We start from the raw sequence: 21,445 nt of genomic DNA, 5'->3' as shown, positions 1-21,445 counted from the left end.
TACGCCGCCATGCAGGCCGCCAACGGAAACACCGTTCCCACCGACACCACCGACTACGTCACCGTCTTCGTCGGCGAGACGATGTTCGGGCTCACCATCGACCGGGTGCACGACGTGTTCGTGCCCGCCGGCATCACCCCGGTGCCGCTCTCGCCCCGGGAAATCGTCGGCCTCCTGAACCTGCGCGGACGGGTCGTCACGGCCCTGTGCCTGCGCCGCCGCCTCGGCATCCCCGGCCGTGAGGCCGGTGCCGCCGAGATGGCCATCGGCCTGGAACAGGCGGGCGAGACCTTCGCTCTCATCGTCGACGGTGTCGGCGAGGTGCTGAAGCTCGGCGCCGACACGCAGGAGCCGGTGCCGATCAACCTCGATCCGCGCTGGCGCGACCTCTCGCTCGGCGTCCACCGCCTCGACGGGCGCCTCCTGGTCATCCTCGACGTCGATGCGCTGCTCGCCTTCGGCGATGCCCGCGAAGCGAAGGTCGCCTGAAGCCAAGGGGTGCGCTCACGATGACCGGCTCGAACAAGCAAGCAGCGAAGACGGCTCTGATCGTCGATGACTCGGCGGTGATCCGTAAGGTCGCCCGCCGCATCCTCGAGACCCTCGACTTCAGCGTCCGCGACGCGGAGGACGGCGCCACGGCGCTGGCGATGTGCGCGGAAGCGATGCCGACGGTGATCCTGCTCGACTGGAACATGCCGAACATGGACGGCTACGAGGTGCTGCGGCACCTGCGCCAGTCCCCGCTCGGCGACCGGCCGAAAGTCCTGTTCTGCACCACCGAGAACGATGTCGGCGCCATCGCCCGGGCGCTCCGCGCGGGCGCCGATGAGTACATCATGAAGCCCTTCGACCGGGAGATCATGATGGCCAAGCTCGATCAGGTCGGCTTCGCGGTGCATCCGTCCGAAGCCGCCTGATCCGTCTCCGGGGGCTCGCCCAGACCTCCGCCCCTTTTTTTCGCTCCCCGGAAACGAGTTCCCCCCATGTCGGCATTCCCGGCCGTCGCACACGCTCCGGCGGCGCGCAGCCCGATCAAGGTGCTGGTCGCGGACGATTCGGCGGTGGTGCGCGGGCTCGTCTCGCGCTGGCTCGGCGAAGCCGGCCACGAGGTGGTCGCCACCGCGCCCAACGGCCGCGCCGCCGTGGACGCGCTGGCCCGCTGCAACCCCGACGTGGTGCTCCTCGACATCGAGATGCCGGAACTCGACGGCATCCAGGCCCTGCCCCTGATGCTGGCCCGGCAGCCGGGCATCCAGGTCGTGATGATGTCGACGCTGACCCAGCGCAACGCCGACGTCTCCCTGCGCTGCCTCGCGCTCGGCGCGGTCGATTACATCCCCAAGCCCGAGAGCAACCGCGGCGTCACCACCTCGGACGGCTTCCGCAACGACCTGATCGAGCGCATCCGCGTGTTCGGGGCCGCCCGCGCCCGGCGCCGGCCCGCGCCGACCGCGGTCGAATCCGCCTCCTCCACGACCCCCGCCGCGCCGGCGGTCTCGCGCCTGTCCGGCACGGTGACGCTTCGGCCGAAGCCGCGCACCGTGGTGCCGCCGCGCGCCCTGCTGATCGGCTCATCGACCGGCGGCCCGCGGGCGGTCGGCGAAGTGCTGGAGAAGATCGGCGCGGCCACGCTCCGGCGCCTGCCGGTGCTGATCGTGCAGCACATGCCGCCGGTCTTCACCGCCGTCTTCGCCGAACATCTCGGCGCCCGGATCGGGCTGCCGGCGGCCGAGGGCAAGGCCGACGAGCGGTTGCAGCCCGGCCGCATCTATGTCGCCCCGGGGGGGCGCCACATGCGGCTCGCGGGCTCCGCGACCGAGACCATCATCCGCCTCGATGACGGGCCACCGGTGAATTTCTGCCGCCCGGCGGTGGACGTGATGTTCCTCGATGCCGCCGCACTCTATGGCGGGGCGACGCTGAGCGTCATCCTCACCGGCATGGGCTCGGACGGCACGGCGGGCGGGCGCGCGCTGGTGGAAGCCGGCGGCATCCTGCTCGCTCAGGACGAGGCCACCAGCACGGTCTGGGGCATGCCCGGCAGCGTCGCCAAGGCCGGCCTGTGCCATGCCGTCCTCCCGCTCCCCGAAATCGGACCGGCCCTCCGCAGCGCGATCGCGGAGCGGGTTTGATGACCGAGGCGGATTTCACGTTCCTGCGCGATTATCTCAGGAAGCGCTCCGGGCTCAGTCTCGGCGCGGAGAAGCGTTACCTCGTCGAGAGCCGGCTCACCCCCGTCTGCCGACGCTTCGGGATCGCGACGCTCACCGACCTCGTCGGCACCCTGCGGGTGTCGCGCGAGGGGCCGCTGGAGCGGGCGGTGGTCGAGGCGATGACCACCAACGAGACGTTCTTCTTCCGCGACCGCGCGCCGTTCGACCTGTTCCGCGACGTGCTGCTGCCCAAGGCCATCGCCGCCCGCGCCCCCCAGCGGCGTCTGCGGATCTGGTCGGCGGCGGCCTCCACGGGGCAGGAGCCGTACTCGCTCGCGATGATGATCCAAGAGGCCGCGGCGCAACTCGCGGGCTGGCAGATCGAGATCGTCGGCACCGACCTCTCGACGGAGGTCTTGGAGAAGGCGCGGCTGGGCCTCTACAGCCATTTCGAGGTGCAGCGCGGCCTGCCGGTGCAGCTCCTCGTGAAGCATTTCACCCAGGTCGGCGAGCAGTGGCGGATCAGCCCGGCGCTCGCCGGGATGGTGAGCTTCCGGCCGCTCAACCTGCTGAACCCGTTCGAGCATCTCGGCCAGTTCGACATCGTCTATTGCCGCAACGTGCTGATCTACTTCGACGCGCCGACCAAGACCGACGTGCTGGAGCGGATCGCCAAGACGCTCGCCCCCGACGGCGCGCTGCTGCTCGGCGCGGCCGAGACCGTGATCGGCCTCACCGAGGCGCTGGTGCCCGATCCCCAGCATCGCGGCCTCTACCGCCAGGCCGCAGCCGCCGGGCGGACCGCCGTGCCCCACCGCCTCGCGGCTGGGTTTTAGACGGGCGATCGCTTGCAGCGATCACCCTGCGTTTCTTGGGTCGCCTCAGGCGCCGGCGCCCGCCTCCGCGGGCTCAGGCTTTCGCTTCGCTCGACGCTCTTCAGGACCAATGTCCTGAAGAGCCCGCTCCGCGCGGCGCTCTTCGCGCCGCGAAGCCGCTCGCACGGCTTCGAGCAAGAGGCTTGAGATTCCGAGACTGCGTCTCGCGGCGGGCTGCCCGATTGGGTAACCTGCCGCCCATGACGCATGACGCGCCGCGGCTTCTGCCCTGCGGAGACACGGCCTTCACCATCGAGTTCGGCTCAGGCATCGATGCGCGCCTCAGCGCCCGCGTGCTGGCGCTCGACGCGGCGCTCGCGGAGCGGGCCCTCCCCGGCGTGCTTGAGACGGTGCCGACCTACCGTTCGCTGACGGTCCATCTCGATCCGCTCCGCGCCGACCCGGTCGAACTCGGCCGCGCCGTGCTGGCGCTCGCGGGCGAACCGCTCCCGGCGGTCCCGACCCCGCGCCTGTGGCGCATCCCCGTGGTCTATGGCGGCGCGTTCGGGATCGACCTCGACGCGGTCGCCGCGCATCACGGGCTCACGCCCGAAGCCGTGATCGCGCGCCACAGCGCCCCGGAATACCGGGTCGCGATGATCGGCTTCCTGCCGGGCTACGCCTATCTCGAAGGGCTCGACCCCGGTCTCGCCCTGTCGCGCCGCCCCAGCCCGCGCCCGGTGACGCCCGCGGGCACCGTCTCCATCGGCGGCGCCCAGGCGCTGGTGGCGAGCATCGCGGCCCCGAGCGGCTGGCATCTTCTGGGGCGAACCCCCGAGAAGACCTTCGTGCCCGCGCGCGATCCCGTCTTCCTGCTCCGCCCCGGCGACCGGGTGCGGTTCGTCCCGACCCCAGCCGAGCGCTGGGACGCGCTGGCCGCCGCGGCGGAGGCCGGCGAGCCGGTGGCCGAGTTGTGCGAGGGATGAGCGCCCGCCTCCATCTCGCCCGCCTCACCGGCGCGGCCTCGCTTCAGGATGGCGGACGGCGGGGCTATCTCCGCTTCGGGCTTTCGGCCTCCGGGCCGATGGACCCGCTCGCCTTTGCCGCCGCCAACCACCTCGTTGGCAACCCGGCCGATGCGGCGGCACTCGAATTGGGGCTGGCCGGCGCGAGCCTGCGCGTCGAGGGCGGGGCGGTGCGCCTCGCATTGGCGGGGGCGCCCAGCGGGCTGCGCCTCGACGGCGAGCCGCTGGCCGCGCATCGCTCCTTCGTCCTGCGCGAGGGCTCGGAATTGACGGTCGAGCGTCCGCGCGAGGGCGTGTTCGCCTATCTCGCGGCGGCCGGCGGCTTTCCCGTTGGCAGCGTGATGGGCAGCCGGGCCCTCCACCAGCGCGCGGCCCTCGGCGGCCTTGAGGGGCGCGCCTGCCGCGAGGGCGACCGCCTGCCGCTTGCCGCCCCGGCCTCGTATGAGGCGGACCACAGCCTCGACCCGATCCCGCTGGAACGCGCGGCGCCGATCCGTGTCGTCCTCGGGCCGCAGGACGATCTGTTCTCGCAAGCCGGCCTTGCGACCTTCTTGGCCGAGACCTTCACCGTGTCGAACCGGGCCGACCGGATGGGCTACCAGCTCGACGGACCGGCGATCGCCCACGGTGCGGGCGGCTTCAACATCGTGTCCGACGCCACCGTGGCCGGCTCGGTACAGGTGCCGGGTTCGGGCCGCCCCATCGTCCTGCTCGCCGACCGCCAGACCACCGGCGGCTACCCGAAGATTGCCACCGTGATCTCCGCCGACCTGCGACGGATCGCCCAGCGCCGGCCGGGCGAGCCGGTGCGGTTCGCGTCGGTCGATCTCGCCGCCGCCACCCGGTTGGCCCGCGAGGCGGCGGCGCGGATCGCGGCCCTGAACACCCGCCTCCGGCCGGTCGGGGGCGAGGCCGAGCGGCTGATGGCCGCCAACCTCGCAGGCGCGGCGGTGGACGCTTTGCGCGCGGAGGATTGATCTTTTTTGCTGGGGGCCGAAGCCGATCCTGACGCGTTATCGGGCCATGTCGCGCAAGCCCAACCTCTCCCGGCCGAACACCTCCGAGCCGCCTCGCCTCGGCTTCTGCTGCACCTTCATCCCCGATCCGGACCCGAGCCACAAAACCCTGAAAGCCGCCAAGGACGCGGCCAAGCTGATGAATCTCGGCACGGTGACGATGGCGCATCTGGAGCGCCTCGGCCCCACCGCGCGCTTCGAGAAGCTGGAGGGCGTGGTGCGCCACAACCTTGCGGCGCTGGAGCGCCAGATCGCCTGGGTTTCGGCCCGGCCGCCCCTGGAGCGGCTGCTGCGCATGGCGAGTTCGGTGCTGCCCGGCTACACCCATCCGGTGGCCGAGCCGCTCTATGCGCAAGCCCCGATGCGCGCCCTGATCGAGGCCGGCCTCGCACGGGTCGGCGAGCAGGCGCGGGCGGGGGATGTGCGGCTCAGCATGCATCCCGGCCCGTTCTGCATCATCGCCTCGCGCAACCCGAATGCGCAGCGGAACGGCATCGCCGAACTCGAATACCATGCCGAGGTGATGGCGATGCTGGGCTACGGCTCCGGCTGGCACCCGCATGGGGCCCACGTGAACATCCATATCGGCGGGCGCGAGCCCGGCATCGACGGATTTCGCGAAAGCCTGTCGCTGATCTCGGAGACGGCGCGCAACCTGCTGACCGTCGAGAACGACGAGTCGCTGTTCGGCCTCGATGCGGTGCTGCGGCTCGGCGACAGGGTGCCGGTGGTGCTCGATCTCCACCACCACTGGGTCGAGAGCCGCGGCGTCTATATCGAGCCCGACGATCCCCGCATCCCAGCGGTGATCGCCTCCTGGCGCGGGGTGCGGCCGGTGAGCCATATCAGTGTTTCACGGGAAACGGTCCTGCCCGCGCACGACACCGGCACGCTGCCGGACTACGCGACGCTCTCGGAGCAGGGCCATTCCTGGCGTGATCTGGCCGCCCATTCCGACCTGATGTGGAACGAGGCGGTCAACGCGCTCGTCGCCCGTCACCTCACCTGGACCGATTTCGAGATCGAGGCCAAGGGCAAGAACCAAGCGAGCGTGCCGCTGGCCGCCCGGATCGGCCGCGACCTCTCCCAGGCTGCGGCCTGACCGCACCAAGCGCGGCTGGGCGGATTTGACCCGGCGGAGCGCGACCGTCACCATGCTAGCTTCCTCATTCGTGCGCGGGGCTCGTCTGCCCGGCGCCCGCGGGAGCCGCGACCGGACACGATGAGCGAGGCCGAACGGACGAATTCGAGCAGCGGCGATCCACAGGGCGCGACGCGTCACCGCCTCGACCGGCTGGTGGCGCAGGCGCGGGCCGCCGGCCTGTGGGAGCGGGCTTGGCCGGTGCTGTGGCGCGGGCTCGGCGTCGTCCTCGCCTTCCTCGCCGCCTCCTGGCTCGGCCTGTGGCTCGATCTGCCCCCAGTGGGGCGCATGGTCGGGCTTGGGCTCTTCGCCGCCCTGTTCGTCGCCGCCTTGTGGCCGGCCGTTCGGCTTCGGACCCTGAGCCGGCGCGAGGCGCTCGCCCGGATCGACCGCGAGGCCGCCCGCAAGGGTGGGACGGCGCATGATCCGGCCTCTTCGATCGAGGACACGCTGGCCGTCGGCCAGAGCGATCCGGTCACCCGCGCCCTGTGGGCCCTGCACCAGTCGCGGGCGGCGGCCGCCGTCGCGCGGTTGAAGGCGGGGCGCCCGCGCCCGCACATGCCTGGCCACGATCCCCTGGCACTCCGTGCGGGCGTCGTCGTCGCGACGCTGGCCGCCCTGTTCGTGGCCGGGCCGGAATGGCGCGGGCGTGTCGCCGCCGCCTTCGATTGGCGCGAGCCCCAGGCCGCCGCGCCGAGCTTCCGCGTCGATGGCTGGATCGACCCGCCGATCTACACCCGCGTGCCGCCGCTGATCGTGACGATGTCGGGCACCCCGAAGGATCCTGTGCAGCGCCTGCGCGCGCCGGTCAATTCCACCCTGATCGTGCGCATCGCCGGCCAGGGCGAGGCGGAACTGACCCCGAATGCCGCCCTCGTGCCGGTGGCCAAGGACGAGAAGGCCGCCGCCGGCCGGCCCGCTCCGCAGGGCGTCGTGCAGAATGGCGCGAAGCCCAACGAGACCCGCGCGACCCTGCGCGAGGAGCGCTTCCGGCTCACCGGCGGCACCGCCGAACTCGGCATCGCCACCTCCGGATCGGAGCCGCAGCGCCTCGTGATCGAGACGATCCCGGACCAGCCGCCGGAGGTGAAGCGGGTCGGCGACCTCGAAGTGAACGGGCGCGGCACCTTCAATCTCAGCTACCGCGCCAAGGACGATTACGGCATCGCCGCCGCCGAAGGGCTGGTCGAGCCGCTCAAAGCCGGCCGCTCGCTCGTGCCGGTGCCGAAGATCGCGCTGGCCCTCCCCGCCGACGCCACGGGCGAGACCGACACCAAGACGCTGGTCGATCTCACCGACAATCCCTGGTCCGGCGCGCGGGTGAAGCTCACCCTCGTGGTGCGCGACGAAGCCGGGCAGGAAGGCCGCACCGAGACCGCCGAGATCGTGCTGCCGGCGCGCGCCTTCAGCCAGCCGCTCGCCCGCGCGCTCGCCGAGGAGCGCCGCCGCCTCGTCACCGCGCCCGACGACGATCGCGCCCGCGTCCAGACCGCGCTTGACGCCCTGCGGATCGCGCCGGAGCGCTTCACGCCGCAGCCCGCGATCTTCCTCGGCCTCACCACCGCCGCCAACCGGCTGCGCGCGGCCAAGTCGGACGAGGATCTCACCAACGTTGCCGACCTCCTGTGGGAGATGGCCCTCAAGATCGAGGACGGCGACCTCTCCGATGCGGAGAAGGCCCTGCGCGCCGCTCAGGACCGCCTCAAGGAGGCGATCGAGCGCAATGCGCCGGACGAGGAGGTCAAGAAGCTCACCGAGGATCTGAAACAGGCCCTCGACAAGTTCATGAAGGAGTTCGCCCAGCGGGCGAAGCCGCAGAACCGGCAGCAATCGGAGCGCCAGCAACCGCAGCAGAACGGCCAGACCGTCACGCCCGACGATCTCGAGAAGATGATCAAGGACATGCAGGAGGCCATGCAGCGCGGCGACACGGCGGAAGCCCAGCGCCTGCTCGAACAGCTCCGCAACGTCCTCGAAAACCTCCAGAACGCCGAGAACGGCCAGAAGTCCGACGGCAGCATGGCCGAGATGAACCGGCAGCTCGACGAACTCGACAAGATGTCCCGCGAGCAACAGGAGCTGCGCGACGAGACCTACAAGGAAGGCCAGCAGGGCCAGCCGCGTCCCGGCCAGCGCCAGAGGCCGCAGCCGGGGCAGCAAGGCCAGCGCGGGCAGCAGCCCGGCCAGCAGGGCGAGGGCCAGGACGGCCAACAGGGGCAGCAGGGCCGCGGTCAGCAGGGGCAGCGCAGCCAGGGTCAGCAGGGTCAAGGCCAGCCAGGTCAGGGCGGCGGGCAGCAGCGCCAGCAGGGCCTGCGCGAACAGCTCCAGGATCTCAAGAACCGGATGAAGCAGCAGGGGCTTCAGGGGGAAGAGGGGCTGTCGGATGCCGAGGAGGCCATGCGCGAGGCCGAGGAATCCCTGGGCCAGGGCCGCAACGGCGACGCGGTGGACGCGCAGGGCCGCGCCCTCGACGGGCTGAAGCGCGGCGCCGAGGGCATGCAGAAGCAGATGCAGCAGATGGCCGAGGGCGAGGGCCAGGGCGAAGGCCAGCAGGAGGGCCAGTCCCCGGGCCGGCAGGGTCGCTCGGGCTCCGCCGACGACGACCCGCTCGGCCGTCCGACCCGCGGGCGCGACCTCTCGAACGGCAACGTGCGGGTGCCCAATGCCGACGAATCCGCGGTGCAGCGCGCCCGCCGGATCATGGAGGAGCTGCGGCGCAAGCTCGGCGACCCCTCGCGCCCGCAGGAAGAACTCGATTATTTCGAGCGTCTGCTCCGCCGGAACTAACCCCCGCCGATCGAACCCCATTTCGGGCCGTGCTCGTGCAAGCACGGCCTCTCACGAGATCAACGACCCATGTCCGCCAACCAGCTCGTTCTCCTCGCCTGCCTTGCCGTGGCCGGCGTGCTGCTCTTCGGCCTCGTCAACATGATGCGGGGCGGCAGCGCCAACCTCTCGCAGAAGCTGATGCGCCTGCGCGTGCTCCTGCAATTCGTCGCGATCATCGTCATCATGGGCGTGGTCTGGTGGCGGGCGGCCTGACCGCCCGCCACTGCGATGTCCAAATCCGGTTGATCACCTTCGGGATGACGGATTTGGAAGTCGCTCAGGCGCCCCGCGGGCCTGCTGATACGATCCCCGCTTGGATCAAGCGGAAACCGTATCAGTCCTTCGCACGCTCGAAGGTGACGATGCTGCGGGTCTCACCCTTGTCGGCCCAGTTCGGCATCACCCGCCAGGGCGTCAGCACCCGGAGGCGCTCGCCATCGAGCGCGAACGTCCGGGTCTGCTCCGAGCCGACCCATTTCGGATCCCAGGCGACGTCGAGGTCGGCGATCCACTTGTCGCCGTCGAGGCGGAACTTGCCGGTATAGGAAACGAGCGTTTCAAGGAGGTGCGCCCGCTGCGCGTCGTCCTTGGCGGGCCTGCGGCCCTCGCCGGTCAGCACGAAGAAGACGCGCTTCTCCGGAGTGAAATAGGCGTAGCCGGTCGGGTGCTCGCCCATCACCGGCACCTTCTCGCCGTCCTTGCGGACCTCCACCTCGTACGAGACCAGCTTCCAGAGGCCCTTGAGCGGGGTGTCGCTCTCCGCCCGTGCCGACATCGGCGTCAAGCTCGTCGCCAGAGCCGCGGCTGCCAGCATTCCCATCGTCGTCCGCATGATCCATCCGTTTGCATGATGCACTTCGCATCTGGAGCGGTCAGTCAACGCGGCAGCGCCTTGTGCGATGCATCATTTGTTGCATCGCAGCCATGATTGCTGCGTTCGGCTGATGCCGGCCAGCGGGTGGAGAGGGCGGCGGACCGGACCGGTGTGGCGCGCACGCCCCACCCGGCCGGCAAAAAGATCGGGAACGGATGAATCCGCAGGCTGTGCTCAGAACGCCGTGATATTTGAGACGAATTGAAACGGACGGACCAACCGCCGATGAAGTCACCCCTCGCCCGGATTTGCGTCGGCGTCCTTGCCGCCTCGGCCATCACGACCACGCAGGCCGCCGATCTCGGCGCCGCCCGGGCTCCCGCGCCGCCGCCCTACTTCGCTCCCGTCCAGCCCTACTCCATCGTCTCCGAGGTTCGCATCGGCGGCTCGGTGCAGGATCCGGGCAGCGCCGAGGGCAAGCTGCCGGGCTTCAGCACCGCCAACGTCAACGGCGAGATCCTGTTCGCCAAGCCGCTCGTGACCACCGATCCGTTCTGGCAGGCCTTCGTGCCGCGGCCCACCGTGGGCGGCAGCTACAACACCGGCGGCCGCACCAGCTACGCCTATATCGGCGCGACCTGGACCGTGGACCTCTTCCCCGAGACCCTGAACCGCCGCGTCTTCCTCGAAGGCTTCTTCGGCGGCGCGGCCCATAACGGCTATACCGGCGTGAAGGCGAACGCGCCCTACGGCTTCAACGCGCTGGGCTGCAATCCGCTGTTCCGCGAGGCGGCGGCGCTCGGCTTCCGCATCGACGCGCATTGGAGCGTGATGGCCACCGTCGAGCACATGTCGAATGCCGGCCTGTGCGGCGACAACCGCGGCCTGACCAATTTCGGCGGCAAGCTCGGCTACACCTTCTGACCAAAAGCCGCTTTTGCGGGCTGCCAAAGTTTTATGGGTTGAAAAGACCCGCCGGGCGCGAAACATCGCCCGGCGGGTCTTCTCATTGAAGAACATTAAAGGCCCGCGGGAGAGACGCCGTGGTCAAGCTCAACCGCATCTACACCCGCACCGGCGACCAGGGGACGACCGGGCTCGCCAATGGCGAACGTCGCTCCAAGGCGGATCTGCGGGTGGAGGCCTACGGCACCGTCGACGAGACCAATGCCTGCATCGGCCTTGCGCGGCTGACGGCCGAGCCCGCCCTGGACGCGATGCTGGCGCGCATTCAGAACGACCTGTTCGATCTCGGCGCCGACCTCGCCACGCCGCCGAGCGACAAGCCGCTCGAATATGAGCCCCTTCGCGTGGTGGCCGCCCAGGTGCAGCGGCTGGAGACGGAGATCGACGCGCTCAACGCGAACATCACGCCGCTGAAATCCTTCGTCCTGCCCGGTGGCTCGGCCACGGCGGCCGCGCTCCACCTCGCCCGCACCGTCTGCCGCCGCGCCGAGCGGTTGGTGGTCGCGCTGTCGGCCGTCGAGAGCGAGGCGATCTCGGCGGAAGCCCTGCAATATCTCAACCGGCTGTCGGACTTCCTGTTCGTGGCCTCCCGCGCGGCCAACCGCGACGGCGCCGACGACGTGCTCTGGGTTCCAGGCCAGAACCGTTGAAATCCGGCGGGCCCGGCTCCCCGGTAAGGCGCGTTGACAACCGGGAAATCGCCTCGCTACGGTCCCGCCGCCCTGACAATCCCATCGATCGCGGTCAAGCGGGTCCGAGAGCCGTCCAGCAAGTGACGCCGGGACTTCGCAGGAGCGGAGGAAAGCGACAGCCATGAAGGTTCTGGTGCCCGTCAAGCGGGTCGTCGATTACAACGTGAAGATCCGCGTCAAGGCCGACGGGTCGGGCGTGGAGCTCGCCAACGTCAAGATGTCGATGAACCCCTTCGACGAGATCGCCGTCGAAGAGGCGATCCGTCTGAAGGAAAAGGGCAAGGTCACCGAGATCGTCGCCGTCTCGATCGGCCCGCAGCAGGCGCAGGAGACCCTGCGGACCGCCCTCGCCATGGGCGCCGACCGGGCGATCCTGGTGAAGACCGACGTGAATTGCGAGCCGCTCGCCGTCGCCAAGGTGCTGAAGGCGATCGTCGAGAAGGAGAATCCGAACCTCGTCATCCTAGGCAAGCAGGCGATCGACGACGATTCGAACCAGACCGGCCAGATGCTCGCGGCGCTGCTCGGCTGGCCGCAGGGCACCTTCGCCTTCAAGCTCGAATTCGGAGAGGGCGCGATCGACGTGACCCGCGAGGTCGATGGCGGCCTCCAGACCGTCTCGCTCAAGCTGCCGGCGATCGTCACGACCGACCTGCGCCTCAACGAGCCGCGCTACGCGTCGCTGCCTAATATCATGAAGGCGAAGAAGAAGCCGCTGGAGGAGCTGACGCCGGAGGGGCTCGGGATCGACGTCGCGCCGAAGCTGACCGTGCTCAAGGTCGTCGAGCCGTCGGGCCGGCAGGCGGGCGTCAAGGTCGGCTCCGCGGCCGAGTTGGTGCAGAAGCTCAAGATCGAAGCCGGCGTGCTCTGATCCGGCGCTGATCCTCGCGGCGCCGCTCCCGGCCTCCGGTCGAGCGGCGCGCCTCCCCTCTTTTCGAGAAGTTTCGCCGATGACCACGCTCCTCTACGTCGAGCACGCCAACGGGCAGATCAAGGACGGCACGCTCAAGGCCCTCACCGCCGCCAAGGAACTGGGCGCGCCCATCCACGCCCTGGTGCTCGGCACCGGCTCGAAGGCCGCGGCCGAGGCCGTGAGCAAGTTCGACGGCATCGAGAAGGTGCTGAATTCCGAGGACGGCGCCTACGATCACGACCTCGCCGAGACGACCGGCGCCTTGATCGCCGCGATCGCCGCGCCCTACGATGCGATCGTCGCCGCCGCCACGACCACGGGCAAGAACACCCTGCCCCGCGTCGCCGCGCTCCTCGACGTCGCCCAGATCTCCGACATCATCAAGGTGATCTCGCCCGACACGTTCGAGCGGCCGATCTACGCCGGCAACGCGATCCAGACCGTGCAGGCCGGCTCCGGCAAGCGCGTCATCACGGTGCGCACCGCCGCCTTCAAGCCGGCGGAACCGGGCAGCGCCTCGGCCGCGATCGAGGCGGTCTCGGCCGCCGCGCCCGACGCGCTGGGTGCCGCCTACAAGTCGGAAGAAATCGCCAAGTCCGACCGGCCGGAGCTGGCCTCGGCCAAGTTCATCGTTTCCGGCGGCCGTTCGCTCGGCTCGGCGGAGAAGTTCAAGGAGCTGATCGAGCCGCTGGCCGACGCCCTCGGCGCCGCGGTCGGCGCCTCCCGCGCGGCGGTGGATGCCGGCTACGCCCCGAACGACTGGCAGGTGGGCCAGACCGGCAAGGTGGTGGCGCCCGACCTCTACGTCGCGGTCGGCATCTCCGGCGCGATCCAGCATCTGGCCGGCATGAAGGACTCGAAGGTCATCGTCGCCGTCAACAAGGACGAGGACGCACCGATCTTCCAAGTGGCCGATTACGGGCTGGTCGGCGACCTGTTTCAGGTCGTGCCGGACTTGCAGGCCGAGATCGCCAAGGCCAAGGATCGTTAGACGCATCGGTAGACGGATCGGTAACGCACCTCGCGACACCGTCGAACCGGCTTGGGCGCCTGCGGCTTGAGACCGGTTTGACGCATTTGTTGCAGTGCCGCATTCTAGGGATGCGGTCGAGAGGACGATGCCGCAGCAGGTAGGACGCGATACGGTTATGGGCATCGAGATCAAGACGGTCGGCATCGTCGGTGCCGGCCAGATGGGGAACGGCATCGCGCATGTCTGCGCGACGTCGGGCCTCCACGTTCGGCTGAACGACCGCGATCCGCTGCGGATCGATGCCGGCCTCGCGCAGATCGACGCGAACCTCACGCGTCAGGTGCAGAAGGGAACGCTGAGCGACGAGCAGCGCCGCAGCGCCCTGGACCGCATCGCCGCGGCCCGCGGCTACGACGACCTCGCGCCCTGCGACCTCGTCATCGAGGCGGCGACCGAGGACGAGGCGACCAAGCGCAAGATCTTCCAGGCGCTTTGCCCCTCGCTCAAGCCCGACGCCCTGGTCGCGACCAACACGTCCTCGATCTCGATCACGCGGCTTGCGGCGGCGACCGACCGGCCCGACCGGTTCATCGGCATCCACTTCATGAATCCGGTGCCGGTGATGCAGCTCGTCGAGCTGATCCGCGGCATCGCCACTGAAGATCCGACCTACGAATCGGCCAAGGCCTTCATCGCCAAGCTCGGCAAGACCTCGACCATGTCGGAGGACTTCCCGGCCTTCATCGTCAACCGCATCCTGCTGCCGATGATCAACGAGGCGATCTATACGCTCTATGAGGGCGTGGGCTCGGTCGAGTCGATCGACACCGCAATGCGGCTCGGCGCGAACCACCCGATGGGCCCGCTCCAGCTCGCCGACTTCATCGGCCTGGATACCTGCCTTTCGGTGATGCAGGTACTCTACGAGGGGCTGGCCGATTCGAAGTACCGCCCCTGCCCGCTGCTGGTGAAATACGTCGAAGCCGGCTGGCTCGGCCGCAAGACCAAGCGCGGCTTCTACGATTACCGCGGCGAGACGCCCGTTCCGACGCGCTGAGGCGCGTCACCCCGACATCCAAAAGAAAAAGCCGCCCGAGACATCGTCCCGGGCGGCTTTTTCGTGATCGCGGTCTCAGGCCTTACTGGGCCGACTTCTGTGCCGGCTGCGGATAGGCCGGGTTCTCGGCCGGAACGTTGCCGCTGTTGGAAGACGGGGCCTTGTTGACGGAACCCGTCGTCACCTCACGCGACGATTCCTGGCTCTTGCCGGCATAGTCGGAGGTCGTCTCCGCCCGGTTCCAGCTCAGGAGGCCGACCGTGGCGACCGCCAGCAGGACGAGGCTCGCCACCAGCACGTAGAGGACAGGCTTGCCCTTCGATCCCTGGCGGGCATCGGTTTGGGTCTCGATCTGGGCCATAAAATTCCCTCTCTTCCGCCCGGCGAAAGGGGCGGCGTCAGCATCGGTTATGCTTGGCCAACGCCGGTCCGGCTCCGAGAGTTCCTGAGCAAGCTGCGCCTTGCGCCGCGTCCTGTCTTCGGGACGGGGCTCAAGCTTCTCGATTCGGTCACATTGCTTTCAGACCGCCGGAAGCATCGTCCGGATGCGACGTCAGCGGCCCGTCGTGAGCAGGATCTTACCCGTGTGGCTGCTGGTCTCCATCAGCTCATGCGCCTTGCGCGCCTCTTCCAGCGGGAAGGTGGCGTGAACGACGGGGCGGATCTTGCCGGCCTCGACCAGCGGCCAGACATCCCGCTTCAACCCCTCGGCGATGGCGGCCTTCGCCTCCTTAGCCTGGGCTCGCAGGGTCGCGCCGGTGAGGGTCAGACGCTTGAGCATGATCGGCGTGAGGGTAAGGTTCTCGGCCTTGAAGCCCTTCATGAAGGCGATCTGGACGAGGCGCCCCTCCACCGCCAGCGAGGCGATGTTCTTCTGCAGGTAGGCCGCGCCGACCATGTCGAGGATCACATCGACCCCCTTGCCGTCGGTGAGGCGCTTCACCTCCTCGGCGAAATCCGCCTCGCGGTAGTTGATGGCGGCATCCGCGCCCAATTCCTCGCAGAACCGGCACTTCTCGGCCGAGCCGGCGGTGGTGAGGACGCGGGCACCGTGCTGCTTGGCGATCTGGATCGCGGTGGTGCCGATCCCGCTCGACCCGCCATGGACGAGGAAGGTCTCGCCCTTCTGCAGCCGCCCGCGCTGGATCACCGTGGAGTAGACGGTGAAGGTGGTCTCGGGCAGGCCGGCGGCCTCCACCAGCGAGAGCGGCCCGGGCTTGGCAAGCACCTGCCCGGCCTCGGCGACGGCGAACTCGGCATAGCCGCCGCTGATGACGAGCGCGCAGACCTCATCGCCCACGGACAGACCCGTCACCCCCTCGCCCAGCGCGGCGATGCGGCCGGCGACCTCGAGGCCGGGGATCTCGGTCGCGCCTTTGGGCGGCGGGTAGCTGCCCTGGCGCTGCATGATGTCGGGCCGGTTGACCCCCGCCGCGACCACCTCGATCAGAACCTGCCCGGCCGCGGGCTCCGGCAGCGGCACGGTCTCGACCGCGATGACCTCCGGGCCGCCCGCACCGGTGAAGCGGATCTGGCGCATGGTCTCGGGCAGGGTTTTTGTCATGGGGCTCCCTCGGGGCACATGCGGCGGGTTGGTCGCTCGCATGCCCGGTCACATGGCGCAGGGGACGGGGTGCGTCGAGGCGTGAACCGCCTCCGTCATGGCGGCCAACCGCGGACGGATCGAAAGCAGGAGAATCAGCGCGTGCCGTACATCCGGTCGCCGGCATCGCCGAGGCCCGGCACGATGTAGCCGTGATCGTTGAGGTGGCTGTCGATGGCTGCGGTCCAGACCGGCACGTCCGGATGCGCCGCCTGGAAGCGAGCGATCCCTTCGGGCGCGGCGAGCAGACAGACGAAGCGGAGATCCTTCGCACCCCGGCTCTTCAGCCGCTCCACCGCCGCGACCGCGGAATTGGCGGTGGCGAGCATGGGATCGAGCACCAGCACGGTGCGGTCCGCCAGATCCGACGGGCTCTTGAAATAATACTCCACCGCCTGGAGCGTGTCGGGATCGCGGTAGAGCCCGACATGGGCGACGCGGGCCGAGGGCATCAGCGAGAGCATGCCGTCGAGAAAGCCGACACCGGCCCGCAGGATCGGAGCGAGCACGAGCTTCTTGCCGGCGATCCGGCGCCCTTCCATGGGCTGAATCGGCGTCTGGATGGTGACCGGTTCGAGCGGCAGGTCGCGGGTCACCTCGTAGGCGAGCAGCATCCCGATCTCGTTGAGGAGTTCGCGGAACCCCTTGGTCGAGCGGTCACTGTCGCGCATCATCGTCAGCTTGTGCTGGACGAGGGGGTGATCGACCACCGTCACCCGTGCCGCGCCGCCGCTCTCCGCTTGCATCGATACCGTCCTCATCCCTGTCGCGATCCGGGCCGCACGATGCCACGCGGGGCGGAGGAAGCCGAGACGCGCGGGACGTTTTCCCGCTCGAGCGGCTCAATCGAGGATGGGCGGCGACTTCAGCACCAGCACCGCCCGCTCGGGCAGTTCAACGGTGCCGCCGACCGGGACCGGCGGCCGCGCCCCGTCGGGGACCGTGCCGGTGTCGAGGGTGGTGTCGAAGACCGGGCGCCAGGGGCCGCCGAGATCGGGCGGCAGGGCGAAGGGGCAGGGCTCGGGCGCCGCGTTCATGAGAATGAGGACGCGCTCCGACCCCTCGATGTCGTTGCTCATCTGCATGCCGAAGGCGCGGCGCTCGCCGTCGCCCCAGGCGGCCACGTCCATCTCGGTCCCGTCGGGGGAGAGCCAGTGCACGTCCTTCAGGGCCGTCTCGCCGATGCGGCTGCCGACGAGGAAGTGCCGCCGCCGCAGGGAACGGCAGACCCGGCGGAGCGCGGCGAGGTTCGCCACGAACGTGGTGAGCGTCGGATCGGGATCGGTCTCCCAATCCATCCAGCTCAGGGCGTTGTCCTGGCAATAGGCGTTGTTGTTGCCGGATTGCGTGCGGGACCGCTCGTCGCCCATCAGCAGCATCGGCACGCCCTGCGCGAAGAACACGCAGGCCAGCATGTTGCGCTTCTGGCGGGCGCGCACGGCCAGGATGCGGGCATCGTCGGTCGGGCCCTCGACGCCGTAATTGGCCGAGAGATTATGGCCGTGGCCGTCGCGGTTCTCCTCGCCGTTGGCCTCGTTGTGCTTCTCCTCGTAGGCGACCACGTCGGCGAGCGTGTAGCCGTCATGCGAGGCGACGAAGTTGATGCTGGCGAGCGGCGAGCGGCCGGAGGGCAGGAAGATTTCGCGCGAGCCGGAGAGCCCCTGGGTCAGCTTGGCGAGCGTGCCGGAATCCCCCCGCCAGAAGCCGCGCAGGTTGTCGCGGAACTGGTCGTTCCACTCGCTCCAGCCATAGGGATAGCCGCCGAGCTGGTAGCCGCCCCCGCCGATGTCCCAGGGCTCGGCGATGAGTTTGACCCGCGAGAGAACCGGGTCCTGCTGCACCGCCTGGAAGAACGCGGCCTGGGGGGAGAAGTCGCTCGGCGCGCGGCCGAGGCTCGTCGCGAGATCGAAGCGGAAGCCTGCCACGCCATAGGCAGTTACCCAGTGGCGCAAGCTGTCGAGCACCATCCGCATCACCCGCGGATGGGCGACGTTCAGGGTGTTGCCGCAACCGGTGCAGTCGATGTTGCGGCGCGGATTTTCCGGGTCGAGCTTGTAGTAGCTCGCATTGTCGATGCCGCGGAAGGCGAGCGTCGGCCCGCGATGGTCACCCTCCGCCGTGTGGTTGTAGACCACGTCGATCAGGGTCTCGATGCCGGCCGAGGCCAGTTCGCGGATGGCAAAGCGCAGCCCGCTTGGGCCCCCCTCGCCGAGATAGCGCGGCTCCGGCGCGAAGTAATTGTAGGGCTGGTAGCCCCAGAAATTGACGAGGCCCTTGTCGATCAGGAAGCGGTCGTCGGCGAAGGCCTGGATCGGCAGGAGTTCGAGGGCGGTGACGCCGAGCTTCAACAGGTGCTCGATGATCGCCGGATGGGCGAGGCCGAGATAGGTGCCGCGCTCGGCCTCCGAGAGCGCCGGATGCGTCCGGGTCAGCGCCTTGACGTGCGCTTCGTAGATCACCGTCTCTTGGAGCGGGCGCGGCGCGGGCAGGGCGATCGCGTCGGGGGTATCGGGGCGGGTGACCACGCCGCGGGGCAGGAACGGGGCGCTGTCGCGCCGGTCCATCTGATCCTCGCGGACGCCGCCATGGCGATGGCTGTAGAGCGCGTCATGCCAGCGGATGCGGCCGGCGATCTCGCGGGCATAGGGGTCGAGGACGAGTTTGGCCGGGTTGAAGCGGTGGCCGGCGGCCGGATCCCAGGGGCCGAACACGCGGTAGGCGTATTGCTGCCCCGGCAGAAGGCCGTGAAGATAGCCGTGGAAGACGTCGTCGGTCCGGCAAGGAAGGCGGATCGTGCGCGATTCGTGGCGGGCGCCGGGATCGAACAGGCAGAGATCGACCCGGGTCGCGTTCTGCGAGAAGAGAGCGAAATTGACGCCACGGCCGTCGAAATGCGCGCCCAACGGCGTCGGCAGGCCCTCCTCGATGACGATCATTCCGGTCTTTCGTAAAGCGGGCCTAAAATGAAAGGCCACGCTTCGACTTAGGCCGATTCGTCGCCGAGGCGGAAGCCCCGCTCTACTCCGCCGCCGCCGCCGTCGTGCTCGGCGGCTCACGCTCGACGGTGCGGAAGGTCTCCAGCTCCACCATGAAGCAGCGGGCCCACCAATCCACGTCCTCGCGCAGCATGCGGTCGGCCATCGGCTTCCAGCGCTCCAGGCGCTCGCCGCGGGGCATGTAGAGCGCCTGCCGGATCGCCTCCGCGACCTCGAACCGGTCGTAGGGGTTCACGAGCAGTGCCTCGGGCAATTGCCGGGCCGCACCGGCGAACTTGGAGAGGACGAGGACGCCGGGATCCTCCTCGCTCTGGGCGACGACGTATTCCTTGGCCACCAAGTTCATGCCGTCGCGCATCGGCGTGACGAGGCCGACGCGGGCCGCCCGGTAGAGACCGGCGAGGACGGGGCGCGGATAGGCCTTGGTGACGTACTGGATCGGCGTCCAGGCCGGCTCGCCGAGCATGCCGTTGATGTCGCCGACCTTCTCGTTCACCTCGCGCGAGAGCTGCTCGTATTCCGGCACCTCGCTGCGGGATTTCGGCGTGATCTGGATGTAGACGACGTTGCCGCGCTGGTCCGGATTCGAGGCGAAGAAGCGGTCCACCGCCTCCATGCGCTCGGGCACGCCCTTCGAATAGTCGAGCCGATCGACGCCGATGAGCAGCTTGCGGGTGCGCAGGCCGGCCATGGTCTCGCGCACCACCTTGTTGGAGCCGGCCTTGTCGGCGGCTTCCTTGAAGCTGGCGACATCGATGCCGATGGGGAAGGCGCGGATTCGCGTGCGGCGCCCGTCCACCATCATCGAGCCGCCACCGAGCGGGATCGCCCGCATCGTGTCGATGAAGTTGCGCGAGAGATTCTGCACGTCCGAATCGGTCTGCAGCCCGATCAGGTCGTAATCGGCCATGGCGCGCAGCAGCTCGTTGCTGGCGGGCAGGGTGTTGAACACGTCGGCGGCGGGCCACGGGATGTGGTGGAAATAGCCGATCGGGTTGGCGATGCCCTGGCCGCGCAGTTCGCTCGCCAGCGGCAGCAGATGGTAATCGTGCACCCAGATCAGGTCGTCGGGCTCGACGAGCTTGGCGAGCGCCTGGGCGAAGGTCTGGTTGACCCGCCGATAGCCGGCATAATCCGAGCGGGAGAATGTCCCGAGCCCGATCCGGTAATGCATGATCGGCCAGAGCGCCCGGTTGGCGAAGCCGGCGTAATACTCGCGGTGGTCTTGCGGCGACAGGTCAAGGACGGCGTACTGGATCGACCCGCGGTCGATCAGTTCCGGCTCGGTGCTCGGGTTTTCGCGGATGTTTCCGCTCCAACCGAACCACAACCCCTCGTAGGAGGAGAAAGCTTCCTTGACCGCGACGGCGAGTCCCCCTGCGGAGACCGCATCCTTGCCCTCGGCGGGCACGGCGACACGGTTGGAGACGATGATCAGACGTGCCACGAACCCGGCTCCGGTCCTCGCTGAGGCCGGCACGCGGAGCGCGCCGGCCGAAGGGTCTTGCGTCGGGGAGAAAACGCGCGGAAGCCTGGCGCGATCCGTCGAGATGCAGCCAAACGCATCCCCCCCTGCAGGTCAAGCGGGCGGACCGACGATGTCACCGCTGTTCGATCCCGCATCCGCCCGACCGGCCCCCACGCCTTCCTGCGTTCCCCGCAGTGCAGCAGAGCCGCCACCACCATGCAAGGGCTAAGCTGAATAGGTGATGACATCCGGTCCTGAACCGGCATCGGGCCGGGGCGCATGGTGGGGACGGGCATCGGCATCGGAGCGGCGGCGCTTCCTCGCTTGTTCTGACTTCCGCTCGCGAAGGCGCTTCGTTCGGCACCCGCGGCCCGGAAGGGTCTCGTGAAACGGAACTCCGCGAGGCAGCCAACGGTTCTCCGGCCACGTTCATCGCAGATCGCAGCGCATCCGCGCCGGTCCAGCGACTGTGACCATCCATCTTGCCGGAGACAAGCCCATGACCTCGTCCGCGTCCCCAGATCCCGTCGGCGGCGCCAGGCCGGCCGAGACCAAGGCCGACCTGGACGATCTGCGCCACGACGTGGAAGACACGGCAAGCTTGGCGGCCGAGCGCAGCAAGGGTCTCGCTGCCGCCGCACGCCAGCAGGCGCTCTCCTACGTCGATGACCGCAAGGGCGAGGCCGCCCGGTCCGTCTCAGACCTCGCCAAGTCCCTGCGCGACTCGGGCAAGACCTTCGACGACCGCCCGAACATCCGCGCCTTCTTCGACAGCGCCGCCGAGGGGCTCGACGACCTCGCGGGTTCGATCGAGCGACGCAGCCTCGACGACTTCTACCGTCAGGCGGAAACCTATGCCCGGCGTTCCCCGGTGACGGTGGCGGTCGGCGCGTTCGCGGCGGGCTTCCTGCTGTCGCGCTTCGTCAAGGCCTCGGGCACCGCCGAGACGGACCGCGCCTACGACGATTACCGGGCCTGAAG

At 69.4% G+C, this 21,445-nt stretch carries 21 protein-coding genes; 15 read left to right on the top strand and 6 right to left on the bottom strand.

Annotated elements, in window-relative coordinates; translation table 11 throughout:
- Window positions 1-9: 9 nt before the first annotated feature.
- From ASF53_RS23660 to ASF53_RS23620, 9 genes are all read left to right on the top strand, one after another.
- Window positions 10-489: a chemotaxis protein CheW gene (locus ASF53_RS23660; RefSeq protein WP_056204746.1), complete on the top strand. Its 480-nt coding sequence runs from the start codon at window positions 10-12 to the stop codon at window positions 487-489.
- A 20-nt stretch (window positions 490-509) separates the two neighbouring features.
- Window positions 510-920 (top strand): response regulator, encoded by a 411-nt coding sequence (locus ASF53_RS23655; RefSeq protein WP_056204743.1) that lies wholly within the window; start codon window positions 510-512, stop codon window positions 918-920.
- 66 nt (window positions 921-986) lie between these two features.
- On the top strand, window positions 987-2,135 hold the full coding sequence (locus ASF53_RS23650) for a protein-glutamate methylesterase/protein-glutamine glutaminase (RefSeq protein ID WP_056204740.1): 1,149 nt from the start codon (window positions 987-989) through the stop codon (window positions 2,133-2,135).
- A complete protein-coding gene (locus tag ASF53_RS23645; protein WP_056204736.1) occupies window positions 2,135-2,992 on the top strand; it encodes a CheR family methyltransferase in 858 nt (285 codons plus the stop codon). Before ASF53_RS23650 ends, ASF53_RS23645 begins: the two co-directional genes overlap by 1 nt.
- A 239-nt stretch (window positions 2,993-3,231) precedes the next feature.
- Complete coding sequence (gene pxpB, locus ASF53_RS23640) at window positions 3,232-3,957, top strand: 5-oxoprolinase subunit PxpB (protein WP_056204733.1); 726 nt, start codon at window positions 3,232-3,234, stop codon at window positions 3,955-3,957.
- Entirely contained in the window at window positions 3,954-4,973 is a 1,020-nt protein-coding gene (locus tag ASF53_RS23635) for a 5-oxoprolinase subunit C family protein (protein ID WP_056204730.1), read from the top strand. Before pxpB ends, ASF53_RS23635 begins: the two co-directional genes overlap by 4 nt.
- Window positions 4,974-5,019: 46 nt before the next feature.
- A complete protein-coding gene (locus tag ASF53_RS23630; RefSeq protein ID WP_056204729.1) occupies window positions 5,020-6,114 on the top strand; it encodes a UV damage endonuclease UvsE in 1,095 nt (364 codons plus the stop codon).
- Window positions 6,115-6,234: 120 nt separating this feature from the next.
- The gene (locus tag ASF53_RS23625) at window positions 6,235-8,940 is read left to right on the top strand and encodes a TIGR02302 family protein (protein WP_056204724.1); all 2,706 of its coding nucleotides are present in this window, start codon (window positions 6,235-6,237) and stop codon (window positions 8,938-8,940) included.
- A 69-nt stretch (window positions 8,941-9,009) separates the two neighbouring features.
- Window positions 9,010-9,195, top strand: coding sequence for a twin transmembrane helix small protein (locus ASF53_RS23620; RefSeq protein WP_003601223.1), 186 nt, complete (start codon window positions 9,010-9,012; stop codon window positions 9,193-9,195).
- 121 nt (window positions 9,196-9,316) lie between these two features.
- Here ASF53_RS23620 and ASF53_RS23615 read toward each other — a convergent pair whose 3' ends face one another.
- On the bottom strand, window positions 9,317-9,757 hold the full coding sequence (locus tag ASF53_RS23615; protein WP_056204892.1) for a lipocalin-like domain-containing protein: 441 nt from the start codon (window positions 9,755-9,757) through the stop codon (window positions 9,317-9,319).
- A 324-nt stretch (window positions 9,758-10,081) separates the two neighbouring features.
- On the opposite strand from ASF53_RS23615, the gene ASF53_RS23610 reads away from it, so the two are divergent.
- The 5 genes from ASF53_RS23610 to ASF53_RS23590 all read left to right on the top strand — a co-directional run bounded on the left by ASF53_RS23610 (window position 10,082) and on the right by ASF53_RS23590 (window position 14,397).
- Window positions 10,082-10,720: an acyloxyacyl hydrolase gene (locus ASF53_RS23610; protein ID WP_056204721.1), complete on the top strand. Its 639-nt coding sequence runs from the start codon at window positions 10,082-10,084 to the stop codon at window positions 10,718-10,720.
- A 119-nt stretch (window positions 10,721-10,839) separates the two neighbouring features.
- Window positions 10,840-11,412, top strand: coding sequence for a cob(I)yrinic acid a,c-diamide adenosyltransferase (locus tag ASF53_RS23605; protein ID WP_056204719.1), 573 nt, complete (start codon window positions 10,840-10,842; stop codon window positions 11,410-11,412).
- Window positions 11,413-11,575: 163 nt separating this feature from the next.
- The gene (locus ASF53_RS23600; RefSeq protein WP_056204717.1) at window positions 11,576-12,325 is read left to right on the top strand and encodes an electron transfer flavoprotein subunit beta/FixA family protein; all 750 of its coding nucleotides are present in this window, start codon (window positions 11,576-11,578) and stop codon (window positions 12,323-12,325) included.
- A 79-nt stretch (window positions 12,326-12,404) separates the two neighbouring features.
- Window positions 12,405-13,358, top strand: coding sequence for an electron transfer flavoprotein subunit alpha/FixB family protein (locus tag ASF53_RS23595; RefSeq protein ID WP_056204713.1), 954 nt, complete (start codon window positions 12,405-12,407; stop codon window positions 13,356-13,358).
- Window positions 13,359-13,515: 157 nt separating this feature from the next.
- Window positions 13,516-14,397 (top strand): 3-hydroxybutyryl-CoA dehydrogenase, encoded by an 882-nt coding sequence (locus ASF53_RS23590; RefSeq protein ID WP_056204711.1) that lies wholly within the window; start codon window positions 13,516-13,518, stop codon window positions 14,395-14,397.
- Window positions 14,398-14,479: 82 nt separating this feature from the next.
- Here ASF53_RS23590 and ASF53_RS23585 read toward each other — a convergent pair whose 3' ends face one another.
- From ASF53_RS23585 to ASF53_RS23565, 5 genes are all read right to left on the bottom strand, one after another.
- Window positions 14,480-14,758 (bottom strand): hypothetical protein, encoded by a 279-nt coding sequence (locus ASF53_RS23585; protein ID WP_056204708.1) that lies wholly within the window; start codon window positions 14,756-14,758, stop codon window positions 14,480-14,482.
- Between the two features lie 192 nt (window positions 14,759-14,950).
- Entirely contained in the window at window positions 14,951-15,961 is a 1,011-nt protein-coding gene (locus ASF53_RS23580) for an NAD(P)H-quinone oxidoreductase (protein WP_056204705.1), read from the bottom strand.
- Between the two features lie 134 nt (window positions 15,962-16,095).
- Complete coding sequence (gene upp / locus ASF53_RS23575) at window positions 16,096-16,746, bottom strand: uracil phosphoribosyltransferase (RefSeq protein ID WP_003601209.1); 651 nt, start codon at window positions 16,744-16,746, stop codon at window positions 16,096-16,098.
- Window positions 16,747-16,842: 96 nt separating this feature from the next.
- Window positions 16,843-18,936: a glycogen debranching protein GlgX gene (glgX, locus tag ASF53_RS23570; protein WP_056204704.1), complete on the bottom strand. Its 2,094-nt coding sequence runs from the start codon at window positions 18,934-18,936 to the stop codon at window positions 16,843-16,845.
- Window positions 18,937-19,018: 82 nt separating this feature from the next.
- Window positions 19,019-20,443, bottom strand: a complete 1,425-nt coding sequence (locus ASF53_RS23565; RefSeq protein WP_056204701.1) for an alpha,alpha-trehalose-phosphate synthase (UDP-forming) — start codon at window positions 20,441-20,443, stop codon at window positions 19,019-19,021.
- Window positions 20,444-20,963: 520 nt separating this feature from the next.
- On the opposite strand from ASF53_RS23565, the gene ASF53_RS23560 reads away from it, so the two are divergent.
- Window positions 20,964-21,443, top strand: coding sequence for a hypothetical protein (locus ASF53_RS23560; protein WP_056204698.1), 480 nt, complete (start codon window positions 20,964-20,966; stop codon window positions 21,441-21,443).
- The last annotated feature ends 2 nt before the right edge of the window (window positions 21,444-21,445 follow it).

The organism is Methylobacterium sp. Leaf123, assembly GCF_001423405.1.
In the GTDB taxonomy this organism is placed as follows: Bacteria; Pseudomonadota; Alphaproteobacteria; order Rhizobiales; family Beijerinckiaceae; genus Methylobacterium.
Note: the sequence above shows the minus strand (reverse complement) of the source record. Positions and strands in the feature narration are given on the sequence as shown.

Coding starts and splice junctions, on each gene's coding strand:
- ASF53_RS23660 (WP_056204746.1), top strand. CDS start 10: ATGCAGGCCGCCAACGGAAACACCGTTCCCACCGACACCACCGACTAC.
- ASF53_RS23655 (WP_056204743.1), top strand. CDS start 510: ATGACCGGCTCGAACAAGCAAGCAGCGAAGACGGCTCTGATCGTCGAT.
- ASF53_RS23650 (WP_056204740.1), top strand. CDS start 987: ATGTCGGCATTCCCGGCCGTCGCACACGCTCCGGCGGCGCGCAGCCCG.
- ASF53_RS23645 (WP_056204736.1), top strand. CDS start 2,135: ATGACCGAGGCGGATTTCACGTTCCTGCGCGATTATCTCAGGAAGCGC.
- pxpB (WP_056204733.1), top strand. CDS start 3,232: ATGACGCATGACGCGCCGCGGCTTCTGCCCTGCGGAGACACGGCCTTC.
- ASF53_RS23635 (WP_056204730.1), top strand. CDS start 3,954: ATGAGCGCCCGCCTCCATCTCGCCCGCCTCACCGGCGCGGCCTCGCTT.
- ASF53_RS23630 (WP_056204729.1), top strand. CDS start 5,020: ATGTCGCGCAAGCCCAACCTCTCCCGGCCGAACACCTCCGAGCCGCCT.
- ASF53_RS23625 (WP_056204724.1), top strand. CDS start 6,235: ATGAGCGAGGCCGAACGGACGAATTCGAGCAGCGGCGATCCACAGGGC.
- ASF53_RS23620 (WP_003601223.1), top strand. CDS start 9,010: ATGTCCGCCAACCAGCTCGTTCTCCTCGCCTGCCTTGCCGTGGCCGGC.
- ASF53_RS23615 (WP_056204892.1), bottom strand. CDS start 9,757: ATGTCGGCACGGGCGGAGAGCGACACCCCGCTCAAGGGCCTCTGGAAG.
- ASF53_RS23610 (WP_056204721.1), top strand. CDS start 10,082: ATGAAGTCACCCCTCGCCCGGATTTGCGTCGGCGTCCTTGCCGCCTCG.
- ASF53_RS23600 (WP_056204717.1), top strand. CDS start 11,576: ATGAAGGTTCTGGTGCCCGTCAAGCGGGTCGTCGATTACAACGTGAAG.
- ASF53_RS23595 (WP_056204713.1), top strand. CDS start 12,405: ATGACCACGCTCCTCTACGTCGAGCACGCCAACGGGCAGATCAAGGAC.
- ASF53_RS23590 (WP_056204711.1), top strand. CDS start 13,516: ATGGGCATCGAGATCAAGACGGTCGGCATCGTCGGTGCCGGCCAGATG.
- ASF53_RS23585 (WP_056204708.1), bottom strand. CDS start 14,758: ATGGCCCAGATCGAGACCCAAACCGATGCCCGCCAGGGATCGAAGGGC.
- ASF53_RS23580 (WP_056204705.1), bottom strand. CDS start 15,961: ATGACAAAAACCCTGCCCGAGACCATGCGCCAGATCCGCTTCACCGGT.
- upp (WP_003601209.1), bottom strand. CDS start 16,746: ATGCAAGCGGAGAGCGGCGGCGCGGCACGGGTGACGGTGGTCGATCAC.
- glgX (WP_056204704.1), bottom strand. CDS start 18,936: ATGATCGTCATCGAGGAGGGCCTGCCGACGCCGTTGGGCGCGCATTTC.
- ASF53_RS23560 (WP_056204698.1), top strand. CDS start 20,964: ATGACCTCGTCCGCGTCCCCAGATCCCGTCGGCGGCGCCAGGCCGGCC.